Raw genomic sequence first — 23,151 nt, forward strand, 5'->3', positions numbered from 1 at the left:
CCATTCTTTACACTTTCTTTATACTTTTCTGGTCCAAATATTTATACCTGCTGCTTATCCTAAACTCATCAACATCGAAAGGATGATCACGGATGTCGGATACCATTCTGAAAGCAGCAAACATATCCAAAATATACGGCAAACACAAAGCCCTTGATAAAGTATCAATCGAGATTAAGCGCGGGATGATCTACGGCTTGATCGGGGAGAATGGTGCGGGAAAATCAACGTTTATGCGCATCATCATGGGACTCATCACCATTAACGAGGGCAGCATTGAACTGTTTGGAGCAACAGGCAATCAGGGATTGCAGCGTGCACGAAGAAAAATGGGGCAATCCATTGAAACGCCGGCACTTTATCCGGAATTAACGGCTCGGGAGAATCTGCAAGTCCAAGCGGCAAACGGCGGCGTAAGCGAGCGCGAGATCGACGATTTGCTTCGCTTGATGAACCTGGGGAATACCGGCAAGAAGAGAGCCAAGAACTTCTCCTTAGGCATGCGCCAACGGCTGGCGATTGCTTCCACCCTGATTACAAACCCCGAATTCTTGATTCTGGACGAGCCGACGAACGGTCTCGATCCGTCCGGAATGGTTGAAATGCGCGAAATCATTCAGCGGTTGGTGACCGAACGCGGGATGACCGTCTTGCTATCCAGTCATTTGCTGGATGAGCTTTCACAGGTGGCTACGCATTACGGGATATTGCATGACGGAAAGCTTATCCGTGAATTTTCACGAGAGGAGCTGGCAAACGAAACTCGCCAATACATTGAACTGGAGACAACGGAAGTCCATTCCGCCGTCGTGGTGTTGGACGATCTAGGGATCCGGGACTATGAAGTCATCAACGGAACCGAAATTAATATCTACGAACGCCTCGATGACGTTGCCGCCATCAACCGCTCGCTGGTTTTGGCTGACGTGAACGTTTTGCGGATCGGAACAACCCGACAAAAACTCGAGGATTATTTCTTGCAATTAACAGGAGGTGCCCCCCATGCTTAATCTGCTAACCGCCGAAAAAATCAAATTGCGCCGAAGCAAAAAACTATGGATCGTCCTGGGCATTTTATCTTTGCTTCCGATCTTCCAGGTCGCAAATAGCCTAACGGCCGTGCATTATGGCAACGAGCTCGTCCAGCCCGTTGATACCGTCATTAATGGAGCGACAGGCATTCTGATGATCGAGAAGAATGGATTAACGATATTACTCGTCATTGGCGCTTTTATTAGTTTCTTGATTGGGGAAGAATTTCAGAATGGGACGATTCGAAATGCGCTTTCTTTAGGACGCAGCCGCACGCATTATTATTTATCAAAATTGGTGGTAGCCGCGCTCCTCTCGCTCGTTGGTGTCATCATATTGACCGCGCTTGGCATGGTCAGCTTTTCCATCGCATTTGGTTTCGGCGAAGTTGCCGGAATTAACCATTACTTCAGCTATGCGATCCAAGCGTTTCTCACGCTGTACGCATTAATTCTGTCTAACGTATCGATCTATATGATGATTAGCTTCTTAACCAAAAATAGCGGCATCTCGCTGATTTGGACTTTTATCTATACGATTGCGACTGGCTTTGGCGCACCCATTTTCCTGCAAACCGAGCATTTCAAGCAGCTCACCTACTGGTTTTCGGTATCCTTCTTGTTCTATTCCGATTTCGCCAAATCGGCGGATATCGGCAAGTTCCCTGAGATGATATTGGTCAGTCTCATCACGATCGTGTTATCATCAGCTATAGGAATTCTTCGGTTTAGACGAACTGACATAAAGTAGGTCGATATGTATGCCAGTGATATTAATCATTGAAGACGATACAGCCATTCATTCACTCATCAAGGAAGCCTTGGAGCTGCATGGTTTTCAAACGCAAAGCGCCTATTCCGGAACGGAGGGGAAGTTGCTGTTCGAGCACCATCAGGTTGATCTGGATCTGGTTCTCCTGGATTTGATGCTGCCGGGGATGGATGGAGAAGAACTTCTGGAGCACATTCGGCAAAATTCAAATACGCCCGTAATTGTGATCTCCGCAAAAAATGACCAGCATTCGAAATTGGAGCTGTTGACGCACGGGGCCGATGATTACATCACGAAGCCTTTTGATGTGAAGGAACTGCTTGCACGAATTTACATCCAATTGCGCCATGCAGCCAAAGCTTCAGCCGGCCCTATGGATGAAATCCGTTACAAGAATATCAGCGTAAACTTAGACACGCGTGAAGTGACAATCAACGAACAGGCGGTTCATCTTACCGGACGAGAGTACGCCATACTTCTGTTATTCTTAGAGCACCCGCAAAAAGTATTCAGCCGCGCCAACATCTACGAAAGTGTGTGGAACGAGCCATTTTGGGGCAGCGATAAAACGATTAACATGCATATCAGCAATTTACGGAACAAGCTGAATCGAGATGACACGAATTACATTAAGACCGTATGGGGCATCGGTTTCAAATTCGATTAAGAGGAAGGGACGTGAATGGGATGTGGGGATGGATCTTTGTCTTCCTGGCCTTTGCGTTTCTTCTTTATATTTACTTCTTCAAGCGGGAACTGCGGAAATTAAAACATGCGGTCCAAGAGATTCCAACGAACGCCAGCTATGGCTCCAGACTATATGTAGATTTTCGCCAAAAGGCAATCATGGAGCTGGTCGATGAATTGAATCAGATGATCGATGCATTTGAAGAAAAAAATCGTGAGGCTAAGCGGATGGAAGAGAATGTGAAGCTATCCATCGCAGGGCTCTCTCATGATTTACGGACGCCCCTCACATCCATCCACGGCTATGTTCAGCTTTTCCATGCAGCCACAGATGAGACAAAGAAGGCGCAATATCTTAAGATTATCGAACATTCTGTACGGCGTCTGATAGAAATGACCGACCACTTTTACGACCTGGCACGCATTGAAATGAATCAAAAGGAAATAGCATGGTCTTCGCTCTCTCTCTCCAACCTGGTTGAAGAAATCTTCTTGTCCTTCTATGAACAATTTGAGGAAAAGCAGATTAATCTCCAATTTCCCGAACCAACCCTTGACCGTCATATCATTGCAGACCCGTTATTGATGACGCGCGTCATCCAAAATATTGTTCAAAATATCCTTCGTTATGCCAACAGTCAAGCTGTGATCCGTTACCGGGATGAGGGCAACGATCTAATACTTAGCGTTACAAACGATATCAAACCCGACAGCAAAGTTGCCATTGAGAAGGTATTTACGCGTTTCTATACCGAGGTCGTCAGCAGAACGAACACGGAATCCAGCGGGATCGGCCTTTATCTGTCTAAACAGTTAGTTGAGAAAATGAACGGGAAAATGGATGCAGCGTTGCAGGACGGCTGGTTTATTCTTAACATCCGTCTTCCCATCCATCGAAGTCAAATCTGATCTAAACCTTATTCATTGTATGGTCCAAGGGATAATTGTCCGAGAACAAATCCGGATTGTCCTTAAGCATTTCCGTAATGACATCCGCCACCACGGCCGTATCGCATACCCGGACAACGGCATCGCCAAGATGCCCCTTATGCATCGCACCCCGACTTTCCAGGACCTCATCGACCTTCCAAAAATGCTCCGACCACGACAACCCGCAATGTCTTCGGGAAGGCACCGGGATTTCCGTTCCATCCGGTAAAACCGTGTACAGATTCTCATGATCATCCGTTAACCTGCCTGGAATGTCCACCCACTCTTCGACTCCATGAATAAAGGTGTTGCGTTTTAAATCGACCCCAACTAACAAGATGGTCGCCCTTCGGTCGAGCAGTTTCCCCCAGGAAGAACCTCTAGCGCATGGCGTATCGAAACGATGATCGTCGTTTGCGAACGCTTTGGCATCCTGACCCAATGCCGCCACGGAATGAGTAGGGTGCAGCGAACGCACCACACCAGGCCGTTTGCGGAAAAGCTCGGGCAAGATCCCGACACAAGAAGGTGACTGATCCACGTAAAATTTCGGATTATCCGCATTGATATAAGACCACGTATGAGTGGGTAACACCAGCAGCCCCTCCTTCATATAGGCTGTCAACGCATCCAGAACCGTGTCTGCGCCACCCTCGACCGGCCCCATACTCTTCATCGAAGAGTGGACCAACAGTGTCCCTTTGCCGTCAATGCCCAGATGTTCTAATTGCTTCTTTAAGCTCTCCATTGTGTGCATGTTTCTTCCCCTCCTTCGGCCCATTATATCAAAGCTGGCCTCAGATGGGATAAGGTTCAGCCACAAGATGCGGTTCTTCGCCCCCTCATTGTTATTAAAATAACAACAGAACAGCCTCTAAGTGTACGCTTAGAGGCTGTTGTTCGAACTTATATCTTTATGCTTTTTTTCTTCTTAGCAGGAACAGTCCTGCAAACAGCATGATGCACCCTGCAAGCAAATAGCTGTACATATTCGTAGCTGTATCCGGCAACTTATTGCCTGTGCCCTTGCTGTCTCCGGATTCTGCAGACGCCGATTCATTTGAACTACCGGATGGACCCGGTTTATCAGATTCACCTAATACATCCGTTTCATCGGACCCACTTAACCCTCCGGGTTGACTGGAGTCCGGGGACCCAACATCCGACTCTTCCTCTTCCGTATTGTTCGGCTTATCCGAAGAAGAGCCATCATTCGTATCTCCTGGGTTACCTGGATTACTTCCACTTTCAACACCAATGATAATGTCTTCATATGGATGATAAGGCTCCACCAAGTTATCTCCCGTTACTTCACCTACGTTGCGGATCGTCTGCCCGGCTTGTCCTGCTGCCACTTCGGCACGGAACACAATCGTATGCCATGCGGTATCTGTAATGTTGCCGAACTGTCCGCTGACGATGCCATCCACGTACGAGCCTTTATCGGTATCCTGAGCATCTGTTACCGATTCACCGTCCACCTTCAAGCTGCCTGTTACGTACTTCAGTTCACTCGGCAGCTCATCCGAGATCTTCAGATTCTTCACAGTATTCGGGGTGGTGTTGCGTGTACGGATCGTGTACTCGATCACATCCCCGACTTGAATCGTACCGCCGTTCAGATCCTTCACTTCTTTTCCGGATTCCAAGACAGGAGCCGGATCCACAGACGTCGGATCGTTAATCGTGATCTCTTCACTTGGGCGGCTCGGAACATTCAGGTTGCTTCCGCTCACTTCACCCACGTTCTCGATAACGCCCTCGTGTTCTCCCTTGATAATCTTCGCCTGGAACTCCAGCGTATACCAAGCTGTATCCGTTACGGTTCCGAAGCTTCCTTTAACCGTACCGTTCTCGTATTCGCCTTTGTCGCCATCGGCGTTATCCGTTACCGAAACACCGTTTACTTTCAATGTACCTGCTACATACTCCAGTTCTGCAGGCAGCTTGTCCGAAATTACCATGCTCGTTATTTGGCTGCCGGAAACCGTGTTTCGGGCCCGGATCGTATACTCGATCGTATCCACGACCTCGATGTTCCCACCATTCAGGTCCTTTGCAGTCTTTTCAGATTCAACGACCGGAGAGCGCGGCGTTACATCACCTGAACCGCCTCCACCGCCGTTACCCTGATCGACTGGAGGGGTAACTGGTGGATCTACCGGATCGACTGGAGGATCCGTTGGATCCGCCGGATCTGTTGGATCTGTTGGATCTACTGGATCCGTTGGATCTACTGGATCTGTTGGATCTACTGGATCTGGATCGACTGGCGGTTCTGGCTCAACGACAATTTTCTCTGTCGGCTCGCCTGGCTGAACAATATTGTCACCTTCTACTAGCGCGGTATTTTGGATCGTCTGACCGCCTTGTCCCGGTTGAATAACGGCCTGGAACTCCAGCGTATGCCAGTCTGTGCCCTTAACATTGCCAAATGAGCCATATACTTCGCCCGTTACAGAATAACCAGCATCGTTGTCGTTCTCATCGGTAACCGTTACACCTTCCACTTTTAAGCTGTTCGGCACGTATTTCAGGCCTGCCGGCAGTGTATCCGTAATCGTCAGATTTTCCAGATACGTATCGTTGACCACACCTCTTACTCGAATCGTATAGTTGATGGTGTCCCCGACTTCATACGTTGCCTTGCTTACCGTGTTCACGGCAAACTTCTCGGTTTCAATCTGCGGATTCCTTGGGTAGACTTCCACTTCTACTCGAGGCCTGTCCGGCGTAGTGATATTGTCACCTCCAGCAGTCGCAATATTGATAATATCCTTACCCGCTTGTCCAGGCTGTACGACCGCTTTGAATTGGATCGTATGCCTCTCCGTATCGGTCACATCTCCAAATTGCCCCGTCACTTTTCCATTGGCATAATGGCCTTCGTCGTCCCCTTCCGCATCTGTTACAAATACTCCGTCCACAGTCAGACTGCCCGCGGCATACTCCAGCTCCGCTGGAACCACATCAGAGATGGTGAGATTGTGGACCACACTGTCTGCGATTGTATTCTGAGTCTGAATGGTATACATAAGCGTATCTCCGATTTCAGCATGCTGCGCGTCCAAGTTGCCTGGTGCTTTTTCCGCAATGGTTACCGTTTTGTTGGACGCTAGCAATGGATTCTTATTAACGGTGAAATCGGTATCTGCCGTAACCGGATCTAAGCCATCACTTTTTACAGTTGCAACATTGTTAATCGTATTGCCCGCTTGATTATCCAGAATTCTAGCTTCAAACGTAACCGTACGGTCGTCCGTATCCGATACATGTCCGAAATTCACCGAAACTTTTCGGTTGCTATATTCAGGAACTGCTTGGTGACTAGCGCGCAGCGTTCCTTCCACAAGCTCTAAACCTGTTGGGATATCGTCCTCGATGGTTACGTTCTTCGCTACGGTTCCGTCAACTGTGTTCTTAGCGACAATCGAATACTCAACCGTGTCACCAACTTCATGGTAAGTCTTATTTGCTTTATTTTTTACACTTTTGCTAACGACTAACTCAGGGGGAATGACCTCTAAGGCTACTCCCCAAAAATGCGGGCTGTATCCGTCCGTGCTACCCGCAGAATTTACAGGTTCTGCAGTGAATACTTGGTCTAAACGATCAATCCCTGCCGGGAAATAAGACGAGCTGGTAAAATCATAATTAAAAATATCCGTGTTAGCTGGGGTCCGGTTTGGATTTCTTGCACTAATATTTTGTCCGTTTTTAGTAATGCTTCCGTTCCAAAAGTTATTCTCCGCCCTAGCACTATCACTCATGAAAGAATTATTAACGATTTGGTTATTTTTATATGCAATAATTCGATATTGGTCATTGTTTATATTTTGATTTCCACCATATACACTGGCAACCATACTTCCTTTTAAACTGCCGGTTTGCTTTGTTAGAAAAGGCTGGTCTGACAAAGTAGTAGGGTTGTTGGTTCTAGAACCAAAATAATAATTTAACTTTGTCATCATTGGTGGCAGACTTTCATTTTTTTCAACAAATACGATATCCCAGTTTGCTAAGGCATCTTGGCCCCAAGGAATGGACAATGGGTTTTGCAATATCAGGTTTTTCCCCCAGTAGTGCCCGGGACCTTCTTGTTTGACAAAATCCGTAATATCATACACGCCATTAACGGCCTTATCAAAAAAGATTTTCCCACCTCTTGGCCCCTGGATGTAAGTTCCTGGCTGTCCGCCTGTTGATATCTGTATATTGTTAGGGATAACATACAGAAAAGCCGCTTCCATATCTCCATTAGGTACGTATTCCATTGAAGTACTGCTAAAGGTCGACGAATCATTATCCGCATCAATATATCTGCCTTTTATTTTGGGGTCTTGCGAAACGTCATAGCCATTAACGTTACTTCCGCCAACAGCTTGAAGATGGTAGAACCCGATTTTATCGAAAACGGTAATTACATTTTGTCCATTAAAAGAGTATACCGGGACCTGACTTGAATATATGTCTCCTGCAGCCGCTTTGACAATACGAGACATGGAAGGCAGTACGCCACTCGAAATGAGAAGGGCTACCATGAGGCATGTTAGTATGTAATGAATCCTCTTTCTCGATTTTCTTAAACTCAAGTTTTTTTCCTCCTCTATCCCTTGGTCTCTATTGGCGAAACCAAGGAGAATCCTCCAGCCATGATAATGAAACATCAAAAATTAAAGCACAGGACACTAACACATTTGCTATTTTCTTCTCCAAAAATATGCATTCCCCCTTGTAAGGAATATTACAGCTTCGATATGTATACAAGAGCTTTACAGATCTTGTGCTTTAGGGGAGTATCTGAGTTCGTAACACCTACTACTCTTTAATACTTTGAAAAACACAAAAAAGCCCTCGTCACAAATTTACACACATTGAAAAATGGACGGAGGCTTCCGTCGTATTCGGCAGCTGGCTGGCATTGTGTTTATGCTCCACACATTAGCCCCTATAGCTTTGCGTCGCCACCTTTCGGTGGGTTTGCTATTGTCGTACGATGTATTATTTTATCGATAAAATGTTCAAATTCAGTGTACTTTTTATTCCTATTTGTGTCTATAATCCTTACGGCCTGAACATATACCCCTTTAAAGTCAAAACGGTATGAGAACTGAGTCACTTTATGATCCGAATTTTTCCCGAAATGGAAGCCAATCAGTTATAAAGAACCTTATACCATTCTGGGGAAATTAGGACTAAAGGTTCAACTGATAGGTTCTCGCCTTGAATGAAATCGAACCGATGTAACCATATCAAAAGGGCCCCCTGGCTTTCGAGGCCACGTTATCTTCGCCGATGCACTACCAAGCACGGATCCTTTCCCTTTATCCAAATCGCTGCGTTTTGTACCACTTGGCTTTTCTCCCTGTCACTTTGTCTACGACAAACGAATAGAGCGCGCGCAGGGAAATGAGCAGAAATAGCTGAGCATACGTGAAATACGATAGGCAGGACAGAATGAAATTTTGGGTTGTGCTTTGCCCGACATCGGTTGCCAGCGCCAGATTGATCTGCAGCACAAATAGGTAATACATCAATCCCCAGGCCACCATCAGGTAGACGTATACATCATCGGCAAACTGGAACGGTGACACCACATCCGGATTGAACAGCGCAATCACCCAGTAGGCCAAGTTGACAACGATGATGATATCCGACACGATAATGGATAATAAAAACCAGAAATAACTCGCCGCGTAGTACAGCACTTGCAGCTTGATCCGCCAGCTTGACCGATTAAACAAATGATGGATGTTCTCGATCACGACCGAAAAATTCCCCTTGGCCCATCGTTCCCGCTGCTTCAAGTACACGCTGAGCTGCTCCGGCTCCTGCTGATAAGCTTCCGCCTGGGGAGCCAGGGCGATCAGCTGCCCCCTTGTCATGATCTCGAACGAGATGGCCGTATCCTCTGTAATGGCCTCCGTATCCCAGCCGCCGATCTCGCGCATCAGCTCCGTTTTCACAATAAAATTCGTTCCCGGAATCGTCCCCAGCTTAAACAGCTCCCACAATCCGGTATGATAGATTCGCTGCGCGGTCACCAGCTCGAGATTAATGCATTTGGAGAGGAAATTCTGCCCGCGGTTTCTGGCCTTGTTCCGTCCAAATACCGCTCCGTAGGTTTCAGGGTCTTCCATTGCCTTTTCGATCAAGAAGTACAAGGCGTTCCGCTCCGGTGCCGCATCCGCGTCAAAGATACAAATCCACTCGTTCTTCGCATACTCCAGCGCATCATTAAGCGCTCCCGACTTGCCGCCCGTTCCTGTACGTTCAAAGATCATAAAGTCCCGGTCGCGATACGCTTCCTTGCTTCTCAAAGCCTTCAATTTACCGGCAGTCTCATCACTGCAGTTATCGGCAATGACAATGAGCTGCACCTTATCCTTCGGGTAATTGAGCCGCAAAATATTTTCCGCCGTTGCCGCGATCACCAATTCTTCATTGTGCGCAGGCACCATGACGGTTACCTTAGGGAAATGCTCCATCTCATCCACATCAGGAATGGTCCATTCCCTGCGGCTCTGCCTGAAAATAAACCGGACCGCTCCCCCCATAATCAGGATCGACTCCAACACGGCAGCCCAAATGCTAACAATACAAAACATTAATAATAAGTCAGCCACGAATCTTCCTCCGGTCGTATTTTCGATGTACGCGAACTCGAAGGGCCATCGTTGCAATGAACAGCCCCAGCACCGCAAGGGTAAACATCAGGCTGACGATTTTGCAAAGCGGAATAAACCATTCGCTGTAAGACATTTCTTCCTCCTCCTGCCGCTTAACTAAATATATTGACCATGATTTATATATACTCTCCGATCAAATCGGTCTCCGTATTGCGTTCGAGTGCGGCAATGACGGCATCCGCATCTTCATATTTGCTGAACTGCTCCTTAGCAAACACCAGCGCTCCTGTACGGATTACCAGCTTCAGCTCCCCGCCTTTCCGGTCCTGGAACGGCATGTCCATCAGCGCGTGCTTGATCCGGTCCGTCAGTGCCTTTAGATACTCCTGGTTCGTCATGGGAAGCAGCACGACAAATCGTCCCTCGTCAAGGCCAAACTTGTAATCCTCGTAACGAATATGATTCCGTATCCCTTCCGATAAGGAAGCGAGCAGCTGAGCGTAGCCTTGGGAACCGAGGGATTCCCGCACCATCGGCAGAAATTCGATTTTAAACATGGCCAGGCAGAAGTTATACGTATCCGAATAACGATTGGCCAAGTTGGACTGCTTGATCAACGTTTCTTTAAAGGCTTCCTTATTGCCCAGCGAGGTTGCCAAGTCCAATTCCGGGTTCCTTCGCTGCAGCTCCTCAAGCCGCTCCATCAGCCGTTTATTGCGAATCAATCCGGATTTGATGAATGTGGCCGCGGCCACGTTGGCCGGCAGCAGCCATAGCCAGGAGATGGACAGCACATCGACCTCGGCATACGTCGTAAGCCATACAAAATAAGCAACGATATAAACAAAAATACTAACGACCGAGACCCCGGGAGGGACCAAGAAACCGAGTAGCAGAGCCGCAAGGCATCCGATACTGAATCCCAGTTCAAGCAGCGTAAAAGATGAGTCTCTAAAGACATTAATATAGAGCAACAGCTCCTGCAGGAGCGCTAAACCGATCAGCAGTACGTATCCCCAGACCATGCGCTGGATCAATTTTTTATTTTCCATGTCCACCTCGTTGAAAAGCAAATTCGCCTAATAAAGGAAGCAAGTTATCAAAAATATGCGTATCTTTCCCGAATACATATCCTCCGGGATAATGGGCGTCCTTTCCCTTGAAGGTTTGCATCCGCTTGTACAGTTTTGCTGCAAATGGCCTGTCTCCCCTTTGAAGCGCAAAGTTGATCGCAAGGCCATATACCGACGGAGACTCGTAATTTACCGCGGCCTTTCGGTCGGCCCGTGTATACTGTCCAGCCAATTTCCCCGCCTGCTCGAACTCCTCCTTCAGGAAATGGTGCAGCGGCGCTTGGTCCCTTCCCGTTTCCCCGGCATACATCGCAATCAGCAGCTGATCAATTAAATTCACCTTGGCTTCATAGGTATACTCCCTGGTCACTACATTAAAGGACTTGGGATAGAACACACCGTCGTCCGGCATGTTCCGAAGCAGGGAATGATATCGAATGTACGTGTCCTCATCCAGTAGTCCTTCGTTCTGGAGCCCTTTGAGTGCCGGGAGATCCACATAGGCCAGACTCAGCGTATCGGGCATTTCCAGCCTGGTGAAATCGTAGAAATCCACCAGATACCCGTTGTTTTGGGACCTGTTTAGCAAGGTTTCAGAAAGCTCCCCCGCCGTCTCCTTCCATTCGGAATGGCCCTTCCATATCCGGGCACCTTCCAGCAGAGCCCCGATAATCCGTAAATCGTCGCCAAGCGCGTTCGTGCTGACTTGGGCCTTACCTTCGGGATTAAGTTTCCACGCAATATAATGGCGATCCGCGATAAAATAGCGGGTTAATATGTCATAACTCCTCTCAAACTCGGCAAGATCACGGCTTTCCAGCGCTGCCTGCATCCAAAACCCAAGAGATTCGGAGAGCGCCTCTCGTCCTGCTGCCAAATCAGGATTGACCGACTGGGCATCCTGTAAATAGGTGGCCAGCGTGCCATTCGGGTTGGTCATGTTCATCGTAATAAAACGTTTCGTTGATATATCCCCCTTAGCTTGGATCAAATATCCCCCGATTCCCAAGGCGGTGCTTAACAATATAGCAAGCCCTATCCACAAGGCTTTGTGTCCACTTCGCATGTTCAAACCGCCCAACCTCCATTCACTCAGGAGTAAACTCTTATGTCAAAAAGCATCTGCACCTAGGGTTCTAACCCCCTCGCGAATTGTATCATTCCATTCTGTACAAAAACTGTACAGGTTAGGAGGTTTTAAGAGAGCACTACAAAGACCGAGCCTCCAGGCTCGGTCTTTCTACCCATTTGATATATTTAGATCACCGTCATTGGAGTGTATGTTAAATGTTTTCAGTAACACTTCGTGCTTGATCGTCCAGTTTTTGAGCAAGGGCAACAATGCTGTCGAAGTCTTCCATAGTCACACGTATCTGTTGCTGCCCCCCCACGATTGATGACTGAATACGGCTAATTCCGTTTGAAATCTCGGATATTTCCTTGGTGATCCCGCTAATGGTGCCCTGCACTTGGATGATGGACTCCGATACCTCGCTCGACAGCTTGCGTACCTCTGTTGCTACAACCTCAAATCCTCTGCCATGCGGACCCGCATGGGCTGCCTCGATGGCTGCATTTAGGGAGAGCAAGTTAGTTTGAGATGCAATGTCACGAATGGTCTGCACAATTCCCTGGATTGATCTGGCCTGCTCCTGCAAGCCCTTAAGTGTAAGCGTATTATCCTCAGAAACCTCAGCAATCCGGTCTACACTAAGCAGAAGCTCCCGGCTCCTGCTGATGCCGACTTCTGCCCGCTGGCTTAAGATTTGAGAGGTCATCTCCAATTCCTTAACCACTGTGGTGAGGCTGAATTGGCGTTCCGTAATATCTGTTGCGATCTTGGAAACACCGATGATCTCGGACTCCTGCTCGTCATATACCGGGATGTAGGTTGCCTCCAGCCATACCGTTTCACCGCGGGCATTTTTCCGTTCAACCTTATCCTGAAAGCTTTGCCCGGACCATAGCGCTCTCCAGAACTGATCGTAGTCCGGTGAATTAGCAAAGGAGTCAAAGCAAAAGTCTCGATGATGCATTTTCTGTACTTCCTCAACCGAATATCCCATCGTCTTGGCGAATACCTCGTTTACATAAGCCACCTTTCGATCCGTATCAAAACGGATCATAGCCAGATTCCGTTCCATCGCTCTGACGACTAACTCGTCCGTTACCGTTTGTTTTATCATCATTAAAGTTTCGACCTCCACCATGACATAAAGCGGGCGCATTCGTGTAATTTAATATACTTCTTTGCTGCTCAAATCCTTGAATGAATCCTTAGTAACGGGCACTCACCGACTCGCCCTAATACATCAATTTAACAACTTTATCTATACAAAAAATATACACGCTGATAGCGGACAAATTTGCTAAGAGGAAAATAAGAAAGGAGCATGCCTCGACAGCTCCTTTCCAAACATCTGTCTCCTAGTTACGCCGGATTGTCCCGAGTCTAGCTACTTTTCATCTGAATTTGGGGAATCGGATTGGATAGTTGCTTACGTATAGGGTTATCTTGAGGGGGTTTCTGGATAAGGTGAAGTGGTTATTCCCTTCATCTTCTTGGCCTGGTAATACAACCTGAAACGGCAGACCATAACCGTTATATTCACAAGCGATAATACAACAAGCCATATGATCAGCGATGACATGGCAGTCCATAGTCCATACCAAGGCAATACTCGCCCGGCGCCAATAAATGTAGCTAACGGCGACAGAAACAGAAGAATCAAGATAGGCAGCAGTCCTCCGGCTAATGAAACAATCAATTTCCCGGTTGTCATGGCCTTTTTGCTTCGATGGATCCGATAGAGCCTATATATCCCCCAAGCAATCGTCGCAAGCACCAGCAGAATCATAACCACCTCCATGTTTTTGCTGTTGACAATCGTCGATTCGGTCTTTTCTCCCTTCATAATCTTTGCGATTCCGTCGACAAAAGCCGAATAATCGACAAAGGCGTTTAAACCGGAGTCAAACATCATCGCAATGCCCAGCCGCTGATCCAAATAGATCGTCTCTTCCGCCTTATACGTCCAGAAAATGCCACTATGGGAAATTGTCCGGCCCCCTTGCTCATCCTCTTCCGCAAGCCACCCCATTCCATACGGACCGTTCTGTCCGGCCGTATGGTACTGCCCCATCAGCTCTGGCGTAAGAAGCCTGCCATTATATTGGGCGAGCATCCACTTGGCCATATCTTCAGCAGTCGAGACGATTCCGGCAGGACCGTCAACGAACCAAGATGGTTCAGGATGGCTTACAGGATGGCCGAGCAATATATAATGTCCCCGCGGAATGGCGGAATTCTCATTGATCTGCCGCGTGTTGCTCACATTAAAGGTATCTCTCATTCCCAGAGGCTCAAAGATATGATCCTCCAAGTAATCGGAGAAGTTCTGCCCGCTCATTGTTTCGACTAATAAAGCCAAGTATTGATAATTCGGGTTGTGGTAGCTATAGGCTGCTCCAGGATCATTCGCTAGCTGAACCGTGTTCAACGACTCGTTAACCTGTCGGAGCGATTGATATGGGGACGAACGGGTCATGTCGGGATTCACCTTGTCATTCAGACCGCTTGTCTGGTTGAGCAAATCGCGAACGGTAATATCGCGAACGCGCTCGTCCTTAGGTGCAAGGTCGGGAAAATAAGATGCGTACGTCGCATCAAGCTCGATTAGTCCCTTGTCCGCCAACTGAAGGACAGCCAGTGCCGTAAAAGATTTGCTTAACGAAGCAATAGGAAAGGGGGTGCGGTCGTTTATATCACGGCCCTCTGAACCAGCGCTGTATCCTTGCGTATAGAACACCTCTTCGTTATGAACGATGGCAAGAGCCGCACCCTGAATATGATTGGCGCTCATCGTTTTTTTGACGTACTGATCGATTTCCTGCCGGACTTCGGCTTTGCTTCGGACTTCAACGGCGGAAGCGGGTCTGGCCAGGATGCCCATCATTAGCAGGAAACAACTCAAGACTAGCCACATTTTCTTCTCTACGGTTCTCATACTAGCACTCCTTAATTCATGTTAAGGAAAATGCTAATCGATCTTTTTCAACTATTTATCAACTCCGTACAAAAAACTTGCCGTTACGTTCCCACCGCCATGGAGGCCGTTGGCTACCTGCAGACTACCCTCATGCTTTTCGCAAAGAACTTTGCAAATGTAAAGCCCCAGTCCGTGATGTTCATTGGCATCCCATACCTCTCCGCGATAAAAAGGAAGTACGGCCTTGCGGAGCGCCCCTTCGGAAAAACCTGCGCCATCATCCGCGACGGTTATAGAAAAGAAGCCCTTGCCGACGTTATAATGAACGCTTACGTGACTAGAGGCATAACGCGCTGCATTTACGATCAAATTCTCAAAAACCTGCATCGCCAAATGGACATCGACCGTTATTTCGTTCACTTCCGCGGCAATGGATGAACCGAAAGTCTTACCATTCCGTTTGGTAACTTGGCGCGCGCTGTCATTCAGCAAGGAGATAAGTTCATCCTTTTCAATCATACGGCTCTGTACCGGCATATCCTCCAGCTTCTGAATAGAATTCATCGCCTCCGTGTAGCTTTCAAGACGGACGATATGCGCCTGCATCGTTTGAATCGTGTCCAAGAGTTTCTCCTCGGATATCTTGCGCTCCGGCAAGTAGGCGGTGATAAACTCGGAGTACCCTTTCAGAACGGATAGGGGCGTTCTCAGATCATGGGCAAAAATAGCGTTCAGTTGTTTCCGTTCCTCGACCGATCGCCAGAGCGTTTGATGGTTCTTCTCCAACTGACCGCGCATATTCTCAAATACACGGCATAATTCCCCCATCTCATCCCGGCTGTCGTAAGAAATATGAAACCCCAAATCGTTCGCCGAAATTTTCTCCGATGCCTGCATCAGGATTTCAAGTGGTTTTTTCAGTTTCCACCGATAAAACAGGCTGCCCATCAGGACGATGCCGACGGCAACCGTTAACAGGACAACCGCAACGAGGGAAGGCAGCAACCAATCGTTCACGGAAGAATAGCCGGCAAACCGCAACCGTATACTTTCCGCCCATCTAAACTCCAATGTGATGACGACTAGAACGGCGATGAGCGTAAGGCAGCATAATAGGATGAACGATTGCAGCAAGGTTAACCGCTTCAGGCTCAGCCAGTTTATCATTTTCGCCATTTGTAACCCACTCCCCACACAGTTTCAATCCTGTCGCCGCAGCCATGCTCTTTTAATTTGATACGAATTCGCCTGATATGTTCCGCTATTACGGCGCTGTCGCCTTCGCCGTCCAGTCCCCACACTTTTTCAAAAATACGCTCTTTGTCAAACACCATTCCGGGATGCATGGACAATAGCTCTATAATATCGAACTCTTTTTTGGCCAAGGGAATTTGTACATCGTGGATGTAAAGCGCCCGAGCCGAATAATCAATGGCCAAATCTTCGCTAAATCTTACGGACGTTTTCGTTTGGCTTCGCATCTCCCTGCGCAAATGCGCCTCTACCCTCGCGCCCAGCTCATGAAGACTAAACGGTTTGGCAATATAGTCGTCCCCTCCGGCCTGAAATCCCGATATTTTATCCGCATCCTCGCCGCGGGCGGTTAGAAACAGGATCGGACAGGACACAAAATGCCGGATTTTCCTGCATAATTCCAGACCATCAAGCTCCGGCATACTAATATCCAGCAACACAAGATCCGGTTGATTCTCTATTTGCCGCAGCGCCTCGCTGCCATCCTTCGCCGTCATCACGAAATAACCGTTTATTTCAAAGTAATCCGTGAGCAGTTTGCGAAGATCGGCTTCATCATCTACGATCAGTATCTTTTTCATCTTGCCCTCTCCGCCTCCAATATCAACTTCTCTAGACCCAGCATAACAAAAATCGCCGTCCGATTCCCAGCAGGGATCGTGAACGGCGACTTTTTAGAGAAATTACTTAAGTAGCAGTCTTTTTGGGTAAATGCAGATATCACTTTACAAAGCTATCGACCAATTCCGCTAGCACCTTGCCAAGTCGGTCAAGCTGCTGTTCATTAGCTTCTATGCAGATGGGCTTCGCTTTTTCAAACTCCTCTTTTTTCTTGAAACGTTGACGGAAGGTGACCCTGGTCCGGCCATCGATATCATCGAAGGCACCCGTTACCCGAAACTCGTGAAAGTTCAGATGATCAATCACGACCCGCTCCGTCGGCACGAACTCAACAAAGACATTATGGTTAGGATAATCCACGCCATCCGGTCCGTGCATGGTGAACTTCCACGTGCCTCCCGGCCTCATATCGCACTCGTGAAACGTATTCTTGAAGCCTTTCGGCCCCCACCACTTGGCTAATAAATCTGGGGTTGTCCATGCCCGAAACACAAGCTCCTGTGGGACATCGTACTCGCGCGAAGCCATAAGTTCATTCTCACCTATTGTCATGTTCTTACCTCCCCTTCTACTATCTTGCCCAGTGTGTCCAACATGTTGTTTGTACCGTGCTCTCGTATTTCTGGCGAATCATGTTCGTTAAAGAATACACCTTGGCCTGTGGCCGGATACCGTTTGTCCCTACAGAGAGAACAACCCGATTTGATCATAAAACCCGAGGGTTCGTACGGTAAGCCCCGTCAGTTTGGCAAGGCACCCGACCTTCCAATGTCTTTTCTGAACCATCTCCACTCTTTGTCGCTAGCTATGTACCGGTAGGTCTATTGTAAAACATTACGTTACGTAAGGTTCAAGTGAAACCGGGGCGCTCCGCCAGTATTTTTTACGCTCTAACTTTTGAGCACAAGCTATTGGTCCAAGCTTATGGCAGCGACATGAAACGCTATTACCAGGCTCGCAGCGAAAGCACCCGCGATAACGGCTGGTCACGCAAGCACATCGACTTCCTAAAGATGGAACCCCCTCTCGGTGGCATGACTAAGTACATGCGCAGAATGCTACCTGAGAGTCAGAGGCATGGGCATTGTGGGGAGCCATTTCGCATTACTCATGATCCAGGTTCAGCTTATTGCGCCTATCAGCAAAAAATTGCGAAAGGAGCTGCCGCGGCAGCTCCTCCGTTATTTCGTTAAACATATTAAGCTAATCTATATAGTAACGATTTCTTATCTAACATTTTCTTTGCGCATGTCCTTCTGTCCTTCAATGACCGTATACGCCACCGTCGTTCCTCTTCATCCACGGCTGCTATAAGAGCGAGTAGGCCTGACGGGTCGGTGCGATCGAGGCCCTTATTTGGACTCGATGCGCCCCAGCGGGATATCACTCTCTTCTATAGCCGCGCGAGCGGCTGGCCAGCTGGAGTCGTCGAGGTCGAGCTCATTTCGAAGATAGGCCAACGTGATCTGCTGGATCAAGGCGACTCGTTCGGGGCTCTCGTCCGTCGTCTCCGCAGCGCTGTAACCGGGGATCCCGCCAAGCGAGTGCTCGGCTCCGAAGAGGGTGAGCAGGCTCTTGCTGCCCGGGCTCAGGAAGTACGGGTCGGTGAACCAGTCCGGTCCCCGAGTGGACAGTTGGGACTGGTCATGATCTCCCGCTACCACAAGGGTCGGCGTGCTCATCTCGGCGAAGCTCGGGTTCATGAAGGGGAAGTGCTCTGCCGCGAACGGACTCAAATCAGCACCACCCTTGCCAGTTGTGGCAAGCAGCACGCCCGCCTTGATTCGTGAGTCGGACATATCCTCTCCCGGCTCGCCATGGGTATCGAGGACTCGCGCGCCGAGCAGCATGCTCACCGTCTGGCCCCCCCAGGAGTGTCCGGCTGCCGCAATACGGCTTCGATCGAGGCGTCCACTGAGACCGGGAACGGAAGCTTCAAGTTGATCAAGCTGGTCGAGGATGCGCTTCATGTCCTCGACTCGGAAACGCCAGATCCGTGGCGTACGGGGATCTTCAGGAGGAAGATTCAGCGTCCTCGAATCGAGATGGGTAGGTTGAATGACCACGAAGCCATGAGCAGCCCAGTAGTCGGCCAACGGGCCGTAGCCATCCAACGACCAGCCAAAGCCGTGCGAGAAAACGAGAATAGGCAATTCACTCCCCGTCGCGGGCGCAGACACTCGCACTTGCAGATCCTCACCACGGTCCGGCGCTGATAGGACTACCGGCTTCACCGAAACGACTGGAGTAGGCACACTAACTTTAATTTTCATAATAAATGTTCCTTTCTTGAAAAAAGATTAGCCAAACCGTTACGGGGAGAAAGCGGTCAAGCTGGTTCCTGAAATAAATCGGCAGTATAGGTTGACACGTCAACCTTTGTCAACTGTATCATATTGTAGTTGACACGTCAACCATGCTATGATGTTCCTATGAACAAGAACGAGCTAAACCAAGAGGAAATGCGAATATGGCATATGTGGAAAGGCTCCTTTCAGAGCATCTTCGGTCGCGTAATAAAAGAGATGTCCGAGCAGACTGGACTGTCAGAGGGTGATTATGGGGTGTTGGATCGGTTAGTCCTTTTGGGGAACGGCAACCTTCGCCAACAGGAATTGGCCGACTCGATGGACTGGGACAAGAGTCGACTGTCACACCATTTGACGCGGATGGAAAAACGCGGACTTGTGATGAGGAAGCCGTTAGACACGGACCGCGGTGTTCAAGTCATCATTACTTCCGTTGGAGAAGCGGCATTGAATGATGCCCGTCCCATAGTTTCCAAGGCAATACGCAAATATTTCCTTGATCATTTAACCGATCAAGACATTGAGTCGATTACCAGGCTTGCGGAAAGTACAATAACAGGGTCTTCCTCGTCTGGTAAACCCCCTACGCCGTGACCCGTTTTTTGAAGTCATTCCTTCAGTGGATAAGTCAATCGTACTCAATAAACAGAACTCTTCAGACGCGGAGAGTTCTTTCTTTTTTATCCATATACTTCGACTTGGCGACAGTTAAGCTATTATTCCCCATTATTTTTGCCGCACCTTCATCAACCACAACGGGAGTTTATATATAGTAAAATGTTATCGTAGTTCTACAACGATTATTTGTTATCAAATGAAGCTCAATACCCAACATTCAGGTGGTGATCGATCTATGACTGTTACTAACAGCAAAGCAAAGGCAATGGGAGCGTTTCTCAAATCACGCAGAGAACGACTTTCGCCGGAGGACGCGGGCCTGGAGTTCGCCATCGGACAACGGAAGACGCCCGGACTGCGGCGCGAGGAAGTCTCCTTACTAGCGGGCGTGAGCGTCACCTACTATACGTGGCTGGAGCAAGGGCGGGATTTAACCCCGTCCAAAGATGTGATCGACAGCATCGCCCAAGCACTCCGATTATCTCCAGCCGAGAAGAGTCATTTATACCAGCTCTGGAACCCGCATGCATTCGAGACGCCTTTTGCGGGCCCAGCCGTCGTAGATCCGCATATGCAGAAGATTATAGATCAATTGACGTACCCCTCTCACATCACCAATGAGAGAAGCGAAGTGCTCGCTTGGAACAAGGCAGCTCAGGAGACGTTCACCGACTTTGCTTCCATTCCTGTTCAAGATCGTTATTTCATGCGTTTGTTGTTCGAAGATACGGAAATGCGCAATCGCATCGTGAATATAGAAGAATTTTCGAGTTATTCGGTGGGCGTGTTCCGAACTTATTACGATAAACACCGGGATGACCCTTGGTTTGAGACGGCAGTAGAGGAGCTTACTCAGAACAGCCCCGAATTCGATCGATTGTGGGGACAATACGATGTTCACCTCAAAAAGGTCAACCGGATTGTTTTGCAGTCCCCCGTTACCCATCAACCTGTTGCTTATGATATCCATTCCTTGGTGAATTTGTCTGACCGCCCGGATATCCACATCTGCATTTACACCCCGGCTACTGAGGATCCGGGTTCTGACCGTTAATATTTTTACTAGTAAAAACGTTGTGTGGTTGCCTCGGTAAGGATCGATTAGAATGGGCTCATATTCGAATAATCCTAACGCCAGAAATGAGGGGTACCTATGCTGCAGCAAAGAAAACTAGGAAAAGAAGGGCTTGAAGTGTCGGCCATCAGCCTTGGAACCATGATGATGCCTGACAACGACGAATCCGTGCGTACGATTCAGGGAGCATTGGATATGGGCGTGACGATGTTTGATACAGCCGATCTTTATGGGACGGAATATACGCTCGGGCGGTTTGGGGGAAATGAGAAGCTTGTCGGACGTGCACTTAAAGGTCGGCGCGATGAGGCCGTTATTGCCACCAAATTCGGAATCACGCATGGACAAGGTCCGAAAGGGGATCCCGCCTACATCAAGAAATCCGTTGATGCCAGCCTCTACAGTTTGGGACTGGATTACATTGATCTCTATTATCAGCATCGCCCCGACCCCAATACCCCTATCGAGGAAACAGTCGGCACGATGTCTGACCTCGTAAAGCAAGGGAAGATTCGATACATCGGATTGTCGGAGGCGCCAGTCGATATTATCCGACGGGCCCATGCGGTACATCCCTTAACCGCAGTCGAAACCGAATATTCCCTATGGAGCAGGGAAGTGGAGGACGAAGTTCTCCCGGTTCTTAAGGAGCTGCGTATCGGTCTAGTCCCTTACAGCCCGCTTGGCCGCGGCTTCCTAACCGGCCAGATCAAGAAATTTGAGGATTTGCCGGAAGACGACTATCGGCGCTATTACCCGCGATTCCAAGGCGAGAACTTCGCCAAGAACGTTGAGGTCGTCTCCCTGATCGAGAAAATGGCCTCTCAAAAAGGCTGCACCCCCGCCCAATTGAGTCTAGCCTGGCTCCTGGCACAAGACGAGCAAATCGTTCCGATTCCGGGAACAAAACGGTTGGACCGCGTGCAAGAGAATCTTGGAGCGCTGCAAGTGACGCTGTCAGCTGACGATCTGGCGGAGATTGAACGTATATCCCCCAAGGGCGTGGCCGCAGGCGGCCGATTCGGCGCCTTCTGACAAGCATCCGCCCTTTCTGCGACCTTCTAAGGCAAGATTTAAGGCCATCCTATACGGGATGGCCTTTTTGGACCTTGCGTGACTCCGTGAGCAAAACGCCTGCAGCTCTGCCAGATCCAACTACCGACGTCCACCAGAACACGCAAGCAACGAGCTCCTCACCTTCGCAAGGAAGTACGAGTCCGATCACCGCCGTTTGAAAAAGAACCTGCGGTAGATGCGGTTCAGCGAAACGGGTCCATCGGCGAAAAATAAGAGCCCTAAACTGGATCAAATTAAGCCTAAAAAAATCGCGTCCTCCAAAGGAGAACGCGATATAAAACAGCTTCACTCTGTATTTCAACATCGTCATGAACGCTTTCGGGCGACCACCGCTAACCGGCCGTTTTCGGTCGAGTACTCGCACGTGGACAGTACAATAAGTTTATCGCCATACCGGGCTGTTACGCCTGTGTCATAAAGAGCGAGTTTTTTGATGTTCTGAACATACGAATCGAACTCGGCCGGCGTACTTACATTCTCAATCTGGTAGTATTTAAAGACGTCGTCCGATTTGCGATAAACTTTTGACAGAATAACGGCTACAATCTCATACTCTTCCTTTTCGTAAAGCGTGCTGAACTGGAACGTTGCATGCTCTCTATAAAAGCTTTCGTTCTTGTACTTCATTAAATCTTTAAACATCCAGCCGCTTTTCATGTGATGCCCATGAATCAGCACAATGTCCGAACCGTTGGTCCGGCTATGCGCGTCCAAAAAAGGGAGGCCGCCTTTGTTTTCCTTTTTATCGAAATCATGATTGAGATAGTACTCCGCATCCTGTGGATTCTGCATGACCGGGTACTCAATTCGGGTGCCGTCCATCTTCAGCCAGCCGACGATGTCCGAGTTTCTCTCGTAAAGCTCTCGAAATTCGGGAAGCATGACCGGCTCATTCGCCTTATTGAACAAAACGGAGGGGGATGCAGCCCCTCCGCCTTTGTTCGATCCTTCCTCCCAAGCTGTTGCCAGCTCTTCGATTTTCTGTTTCTCAGCATAATCCCGCAGGGAAATTCTCGCAATATTGACGAGAGAAAATACCAACACAAGGAAGGAAACGGCGATAAGAATTTTTTTGATTTTGCTCAT

20 protein-coding genes, 1 pseudogene and 1 riboswitch are annotated in these 23,151 nt (G+C 48.6%); of the genes and pseudogenes, 7 read left to right on the plus strand and 14 right to left on the minus strand.

Annotated features, from left to right (window positions below; translation table 11 throughout):
* Positions 1-92: 92 nt before the first annotated feature.
* The 4 genes from DP091_RS08805 to DP091_RS08820 are packed head-to-tail and all read left to right on the plus strand — an operon-like array spanning position 93 to position 3,399.
* Complete coding sequence (locus DP091_RS08805; protein ID WP_113057970.1) at positions 93-1,010, plus strand: ATP-binding cassette domain-containing protein; 918 nt, start codon at positions 93-95, stop codon at positions 1,008-1,010.
* Positions 1,003-1,782, plus strand: a complete 780-nt coding sequence (locus tag DP091_RS08810) for an ABC transporter permease (RefSeq protein ID WP_113057971.1) — start codon at positions 1,003-1,005, stop codon at positions 1,780-1,782. The genes DP091_RS08805 and DP091_RS08810 overlap by 8 nt, the downstream gene beginning before the upstream one ends.
* A gap of 10 nt (positions 1,783-1,792) precedes the next feature.
* Positions 1,793-2,470, plus strand: a complete 678-nt coding sequence (locus tag DP091_RS08815) for a response regulator transcription factor (RefSeq protein WP_113057972.1) — start codon at positions 1,793-1,795, stop codon at positions 2,468-2,470.
* 20 nt (positions 2,471-2,490) lie between these two features.
* Entirely contained in the window at positions 2,491-3,399 is a 909-nt protein-coding gene (locus DP091_RS08820) for a sensor histidine kinase (protein ID WP_113057973.1), read from the plus strand.
* A 1-nt stretch (position 3,400) separates the two neighbouring features.
* Here the strand turns inward: DP091_RS08820 and DP091_RS08825 are convergent, their stop codons facing one another.
* The 13 genes and pseudogenes from DP091_RS08825 to DP091_RS08885 all read right to left on the minus strand — a co-directional run bounded on the left by DP091_RS08825 (position 3,401) and on the right by DP091_RS08885 (position 19,259).
* Positions 3,401-4,177 carry an AAC(3) family N-acetyltransferase gene (locus DP091_RS08825; protein WP_113057974.1) on the minus strand — a complete coding sequence of 259 codons (777 nt, stop codon included), beginning with the start codon at positions 4,175-4,177 and terminating at the stop codon, positions 3,401-3,403.
* 157 nt (positions 4,178-4,334) lie between these two features.
* The gene (locus tag DP091_RS08830) at positions 4,335-7,190 is read right to left on the minus strand and encodes an isopeptide-forming domain-containing fimbrial protein (RefSeq protein WP_181469755.1); all 2,856 of its coding nucleotides are present in this window, start codon (positions 7,188-7,190) and stop codon (positions 4,335-4,337) included.
* Positions 7,191-8,323: 1,133 nt separating this feature from the next.
* Positions 8,324-8,415, minus strand: a riboswitch (cyclic di-GMP riboswitch).
* Between the two features lie 329 nt (positions 8,416-8,744).
* Positions 8,745-10,046 carry a glycosyltransferase family 2 protein gene (locus tag DP091_RS08835; RefSeq protein ID WP_113057976.1) on the minus strand — a complete coding sequence of 434 codons (1,302 nt, stop codon included), beginning with the start codon at positions 10,044-10,046 and terminating at the stop codon, positions 8,745-8,747.
* Entirely contained in the window at positions 10,039-10,182 is a 144-nt protein-coding gene (locus DP091_RS31295) for a hypothetical protein (protein WP_181469756.1), read from the minus strand. The genes DP091_RS08835 and DP091_RS31295 overlap by 8 nt, the downstream gene beginning before the upstream one ends.
* 43 nt (positions 10,183-10,225) lie before the next feature.
* Positions 10,226-11,101: a GGDEF domain-containing protein gene (locus DP091_RS08840; protein ID WP_113057977.1), complete on the minus strand. Its 876-nt coding sequence runs from the start codon at positions 11,099-11,101 to the stop codon at positions 10,226-10,228.
* On the minus strand, positions 11,091-12,188 hold the full coding sequence (locus DP091_RS08845; protein WP_258394449.1) for a glycosyl hydrolase: 1,098 nt from the start codon (positions 12,186-12,188) through the stop codon (positions 11,091-11,093). The genes DP091_RS08840 and DP091_RS08845 overlap by 11 nt, the downstream gene beginning before the upstream one ends.
* Positions 12,189-12,405: 217 nt before the next feature.
* Positions 12,406-13,311: a methyl-accepting chemotaxis protein gene (locus tag DP091_RS08850; RefSeq protein ID WP_113057979.1), complete on the minus strand. Its 906-nt coding sequence runs from the start codon at positions 13,309-13,311 to the stop codon at positions 12,406-12,408.
* Positions 13,312-13,632: 321 nt separating this feature from the next.
* Positions 13,633-15,129: a serine hydrolase domain-containing protein gene (locus DP091_RS08855; RefSeq protein ID WP_113057980.1), complete on the minus strand. Its 1,497-nt coding sequence runs from the start codon at positions 15,127-15,129 to the stop codon at positions 13,633-13,635.
* Between the two features lie 51 nt (positions 15,130-15,180).
* Complete coding sequence (locus DP091_RS08860; RefSeq protein ID WP_113057981.1) at positions 15,181-16,287, minus strand: HAMP domain-containing sensor histidine kinase; 1,107 nt, start codon at positions 16,285-16,287, stop codon at positions 15,181-15,183.
* A complete protein-coding gene (locus tag DP091_RS08865) occupies positions 16,275-16,946 on the minus strand; it encodes a response regulator transcription factor (protein WP_113057982.1) in 672 nt (223 codons plus the stop codon). The genes DP091_RS08860 and DP091_RS08865 overlap by 13 nt, the downstream gene beginning before the upstream one ends.
* 139 nt (positions 16,947-17,085) lie before the next feature.
* Positions 17,086-17,538: an SRPBCC domain-containing protein gene (locus tag DP091_RS08870; RefSeq protein WP_113057983.1), complete on the minus strand. Its 453-nt coding sequence runs from the start codon at positions 17,536-17,538 to the stop codon at positions 17,086-17,088.
* Positions 17,535-17,648: pseudogene (locus DP091_RS31760) on the minus strand (polyketide cyclase); the annotation flags it as partial. The gene DP091_RS08870 and the pseudogene DP091_RS31760, both read right to left, overlap by 4 nt.
* A 690-nt stretch (positions 17,649-18,338) precedes the next feature.
* Entirely contained in the window at positions 18,339-19,259 is a 921-nt protein-coding gene (locus DP091_RS08885) for an alpha/beta hydrolase family protein (protein WP_113057985.1), read from the minus strand.
* A 159-nt stretch (positions 19,260-19,418) separates the two neighbouring features.
* On the opposite strand from DP091_RS08885, the gene DP091_RS08890 reads away from it, so the two are divergent.
* From DP091_RS08890 to DP091_RS08900, 3 genes are all read left to right on the plus strand, one after another.
* On the plus strand, positions 19,419-19,889 hold the full coding sequence (locus DP091_RS08890; protein ID WP_113057986.1) for a MarR family winged helix-turn-helix transcriptional regulator: 471 nt from the start codon (positions 19,419-19,421) through the stop codon (positions 19,887-19,889).
* A gap of 259 nt (positions 19,890-20,148) precedes the next feature.
* A complete protein-coding gene (locus DP091_RS08895; RefSeq protein WP_113057987.1) occupies positions 20,149-20,967 on the plus strand; it encodes a helix-turn-helix transcriptional regulator in 819 nt (272 codons plus the stop codon).
* Positions 20,968-21,069: 102 nt separating this feature from the next.
* Positions 21,070-22,023, plus strand: a complete 954-nt coding sequence (locus DP091_RS08900) for an aldo/keto reductase (protein WP_113058005.1) — start codon at positions 21,070-21,072, stop codon at positions 22,021-22,023.
* A gap of 348 nt (positions 22,024-22,371) precedes the next feature.
* Here the strand turns inward: DP091_RS08900 and srtB are convergent, their stop codons facing one another.
* Positions 22,372-23,151, minus strand: coding sequence for a class B sortase (gene srtB, locus DP091_RS08910; RefSeq protein ID WP_113057989.1), 780 nt, complete (start codon positions 23,149-23,151; stop codon positions 22,372-22,374).

It is taken from the genome of Paenibacillus sp. MDMC362, assembly GCF_003269305.1.
GTDB lineage: Bacteria > Bacillota > Bacilli > Paenibacillales > Paenibacillaceae > Paenibacillus_AQ.

Excerpts from the sequence above, each read along its gene's own strand:
- srtB (WP_113057989.1), bottom strand. The coding sequence starts at position 23,151 with ATGAGCAAAATCAAAAAAATTCTTATCGCCGTTTCCTTCCTTGTGTTG.
- DP091_RS08850 (WP_113057979.1), bottom strand. The coding sequence starts at position 13,311 with ATGATGATAAAACAAACGGTAACGGACGAGTTAGTCGTCAGAGCGATG.
- DP091_RS08825 (WP_113057974.1), bottom strand. The coding sequence starts at position 4,177 with ATGCACACAATGGAGAGCTTAAAGAAGCAATTAGAACATCTGGGCATT.
- DP091_RS08890 (WP_113057986.1), top strand. The coding sequence starts at position 19,419 with ATGAACAAGAACGAGCTAAACCAAGAGGAAATGCGAATATGGCATATG.
- DP091_RS08820 (WP_113057973.1), top strand. The coding sequence starts at position 2,491 with ATGTGGGGATGGATCTTTGTCTTCCTGGCCTTTGCGTTTCTTCTTTAT.
- DP091_RS08840 (WP_113057977.1), bottom strand. The coding sequence starts at position 11,101 with ATGGAAAATAAAAAATTGATCCAGCGCATGGTCTGGGGATACGTACTG.
- DP091_RS08885 (WP_113057985.1), bottom strand. The coding sequence starts at position 19,259 with ATGAAAATTAAAGTTAGTGTGCCTACTCCAGTCGTTTCGGTGAAGCCG.
- DP091_RS08895 (WP_113057987.1), top strand. The coding sequence starts at position 20,149 with ATGACTGTTACTAACAGCAAAGCAAAGGCAATGGGAGCGTTTCTCAAA.
- DP091_RS08865 (WP_113057982.1), bottom strand. The coding sequence starts at position 16,946 with ATGAAAAAGATACTGATCGTAGATGATGAAGCCGATCTTCGCAAACTG.
- DP091_RS31295 (WP_181469756.1), bottom strand. The coding sequence starts at position 10,182 with ATGTCTTACAGCGAATGGTTTATTCCGCTTTGCAAAATCGTCAGCCTG.
- DP091_RS08855 (WP_113057980.1), bottom strand. The coding sequence starts at position 15,129 with ATGAGAACCGTAGAGAAGAAAATGTGGCTAGTCTTGAGTTGTTTCCTG.
- DP091_RS08830 (WP_181469755.1), bottom strand. The coding sequence starts at position 7,190 with ATGAGTGATAGTGCTAGGGCGGAGAATAACTTTTGGAACGGAAGCATT.
- DP091_RS08860 (WP_113057981.1), bottom strand. The coding sequence starts at position 16,287 with ATGGCGAAAATGATAAACTGGCTGAGCCTGAAGCGGTTAACCTTGCTG.
- DP091_RS08815 (WP_113057972.1), top strand. The coding sequence starts at position 1,793 with ATGCCAGTGATATTAATCATTGAAGACGATACAGCCATTCATTCACTC.
- DP091_RS08805 (WP_113057970.1), top strand. The coding sequence starts at position 93 with ATGTCGGATACCATTCTGAAAGCAGCAAACATATCCAAAATATACGGC.
- DP091_RS08810 (WP_113057971.1), top strand. The coding sequence starts at position 1,003 with ATGCTTAATCTGCTAACCGCCGAAAAAATCAAATTGCGCCGAAGCAAA.
- DP091_RS08845 (WP_258394449.1), bottom strand. The coding sequence starts at position 12,188 with ATGCGAAGTGGACACAAAGCCTTGTGGATAGGGCTTGCTATATTGTTA.
- DP091_RS08870 (WP_113057983.1), bottom strand. The coding sequence starts at position 17,538 with ATGACAATAGGTGAGAATGAACTTATGGCTTCGCGCGAGTACGATGTC.